Annotated in this window: 4 protein-coding genes; all 4 read left to right on the top strand. The window is 62.8% G+C overall.

The features are described 5' to 3' along the window. Positions 1–98: 98 nt before the first annotated feature. The 4 genes from tnpA (at position 99) to K7W03_RS27065 (ending at position 2,791) form a co-directional block, all read left to right on the top strand. On the top strand, positions 99–476 hold the full coding sequence (tnpA, locus tag K7W03_RS27080; protein ID WP_222888048.1) for an IS66-like element accessory protein TnpA: 378 nt from the start codon (positions 99–101) through the stop codon (positions 474–476). After that, the gene (gene tnpB / locus K7W03_RS27075) at positions 473–820 is read left to right on the top strand and encodes an IS66 family insertion sequence element accessory protein TnpB (RefSeq protein ID WP_319024354.1); all 348 of its coding nucleotides are present in this window, start codon (positions 473–475) and stop codon (positions 818–820) included. The genes tnpA and tnpB overlap by 4 nt, the downstream gene beginning before the upstream one ends. Before the next feature lie 61 nt (positions 821–881). Further along, positions 882–2,495 carry an IS66 family transposase gene (gene tnpC / locus K7W03_RS27070; RefSeq protein ID WP_222888046.1) on the top strand — a complete coding sequence of 538 codons (1,614 nt, stop codon included), beginning with the start codon at positions 882–884 and terminating at the stop codon, positions 2,493–2,495. Further along, complete coding sequence (locus K7W03_RS27065; protein ID WP_222888044.1) at positions 2,495–2,791, top strand: hypothetical protein; 297 nt, start codon at positions 2,495–2,497, stop codon at positions 2,789–2,791. The genes tnpC and K7W03_RS27065 overlap by 1 nt, the downstream gene beginning before the upstream one ends. Positions 2,792–2,806: the final 15 nt, after the last annotated feature.

The raw sequence follows: 2,806 nt of genomic DNA, 5'->3' as shown, positions 1-2,806 counted from the left end.
GTAACCGACCGATTGGCACCGCCTGTCTGATGGCGCAGTGATTTCGTAGAGACGGTCATAGCGACGTCGTTAGCGACGTATCTTGATTGAGGATTACGATGCGGGCGGAGATATTGGGTCGGGAACGTCGCCGGCGGTGGACGGATGAGCAGAAGCTCGAGATCATCGGGGCTGTGGGCGTCAATGGGGCGACGCTGGCGGATGTGGCGCGGCGCCATGATGTGACGCGGCAGCAGATCTACACTTGGCGGCACGATCTGAAGAAGCGCGCTTTGTTGCCAACCCTGGCTGAGCCGGTATTCCTCCCCGTTGGCATGGTCACCGCCGGCAGGAACGCTGAGTTTGCGTACGAGGAGCGGCCGACTACAATGTCGATGGTCGAGTTGCGCTTGGCCCAAGGACGGCATCTTTGCTTCGATAGCGGTATCGATGCCACCACCCTGACCCGGCTCATCCGATCGGTTGAAGCTGCGTGATCGGACCGGGAACTGGTGTACGGGTTTACCTGGCTTGTGGCGTGACGGATATGCGCAAAGGGATTACGGGCCTTGCTCAGTTAGCCGAGACGGTGCTGCGACAGAAGCCAACCGGCGGTGCCGTTTTCGCCTTTCGAGGACGACGTGGTGACAGGGTGAAGTTGCTGTACTGGGACGGCCAGGGATTTTGCCTGTACTACAAAGTTCTGCAGCGCGGCCGTTTTCCCTGGCCCTTGGCGGCGGACGGGACGGTGCGGTTGACGTCGGCGCAGCTGGCTATGCTCTGGGAAGGCATTGACTGGAGACGCCCTGGCTGGGGTGCGCCGCCGGCCCGAGTGGGCTGATTTTCCTTCCCTATCTGCCGGTTTTCGTGGATTTTCCTGGCGCTCGCGGGTAAGCAGGATCATGCTGAGCGCGGCGCAAGATCTTCCCGAAGACCCAGCTTTGCTGAAGGCGATGATCGCCGACTTGCAAGCGCAAAACGCGAAGTTGGCGGCCACAGTCCGGGCGCACGATCTGATGGCCCAGGCCCTGCGTCTGCGCATCGCCAAATTGAAGAAGCAGGTCTTCGGCAAGTCCTCGGAGAAGATCGAACGCGAGATCGAGCAGCTGGAACTCGCGCTGGAGGATATACTGGTCGCCACGGCGCAAAGTGTCGCCGCGCCGCATGAGGCCGACGACGATGAGACGCCCACCCCCGCTGCCAGCACACGCGGCACCTTCCGGCGCCCGCGCGTCGCGCCGGATACGCCACGCGAGCGCAAGGAACTCGACCCGGGCAGCGCCTGTCCCGATTGCGGGGGCGAGTTGCGCCTGGTCGGCGAGGACGTCAGCGAGATCATCGAGATGATCACGGCCAAGCTGAAGGTCATCGAGGTGGCGCGTCCGAAGAAGTCCTGCCGTTGCTGTGAGAAGATGGTGCAGGTGCCGGCCCCGAGCCGCCCGATCCCTGGCAGCATGGCCGGGAGCGGTCTGCTGGCTCACGTGCTCGTCTCGAAGTTCGACGACCATTTGCCGCTGTACCGGCAGAACGAGATCCTCGCCCGCATGGGCGTCGACATTCCCCGCAGCACGTTGGCCGATTGGTGTGGCAGGGCGATGCGAACCCTGCAGCCCCTCATCGAACGGATCGAGACCGCCGTTCTGGCCAGCGACATTATCCATGCCGACGACACACCGATCCGGGTGCTTGACCATGCCAGACGAGCCAAGGGGCTCGGCAAGGGCGTGAAGCAAGGCAGGATCTGGGCCTATGTCTGCGATCAACGGCCGTGGGTCGGCCCGGCGCCGCCGGGTGTTGTTTTTCGCTTCGCTCCCAACTGGAAGGCGGAGCACGTGCAAGATCACCTTCGCAAGGCGGGCGGCATTCTCCAGGCCGACGCCTACAAGGGATATGCCAAGTTGTACGAACCCGGCGTGGACGGCGAACCGCGCTTCCGGGAAGCTGCCTGCTTCGCGCACCTGCGGCGTGACTTCCACGACATCTGGAAAGCGAACAAGTCCCCGATAGCACGCGAGGCGCTCGATCGTATCGGCCAGCTTTACGACATCGAGCGCGAGATCGTCGGCAAGCCCGCCGACGTTCGGCATGCCCTGCGCCAGGAGCATAGCAAGCCCAAGCTCGAGGCATTTCGTGCCTGGGCCGAGCAGCAACTCACCCGCATCCCGACCAAGAGTGACCTGGCCAGTGCCTTTCGATATGGGCTCGGCCGTTGGCATGCATTCTGCCTGTTCGTCGACGATGGACGCGTTGCCATTGATAACAATGCCGCTGAACGCGCCGTGCGCCCCATTGGTCTTGGAAGACGCAACTGGTTGTTCGCCGGTGCCGACGCGGGTGCCGAGACCCTGGCGCGTGCCATGACGATTATCGAAAGCGCCAAGATGAACAGCCTCGACCCGCAGGCGTACATCGCCGATGTGCTCGACCGTATTCACGATCACAAGATCAACCGGCTCGACGAACTGCTGCCCTGGAACTGGGCACCGCTCAGCGCCCCGCAAGCACTGGCCGCCTGATGGCCGCAATCACCCACGTTCGCTCCCTCGACTATGTCGCCAGGATCCTCGACGAGGAGGTGGAGTTGCTAGAAGCCATTGTCTGGAATGATGACAACCTCACATACGGCGCCATCATCAGCGTCTACACTGGCCCAGACGAGGCCATCACCGCGCTAACCGACATTGGCATCGACGAACTGAGTGACATGCTCAGAGATGCACGCCGCTCGACCGAGACCTGGCACGCCTTCCTCGACGACTTCGTCGATGATCCCGAACTTGCCGCCCGCTTCAAGGCTCAGCCGCCGCGGTAACAACCGGGCGGTTAC

This window comes from Sphingobium sp. PNB (assembly GCF_019873065.1).
Lineage (GTDB): Bacteria > Pseudomonadota > Alphaproteobacteria > Sphingomonadales > Sphingomonadaceae > Sphingobium > Sphingobium fuliginis.
The sequence above is the reverse complement of the archived record's forward strand: the minus strand, read 5'-3'. Positions and strand labels throughout refer to the sequence as shown.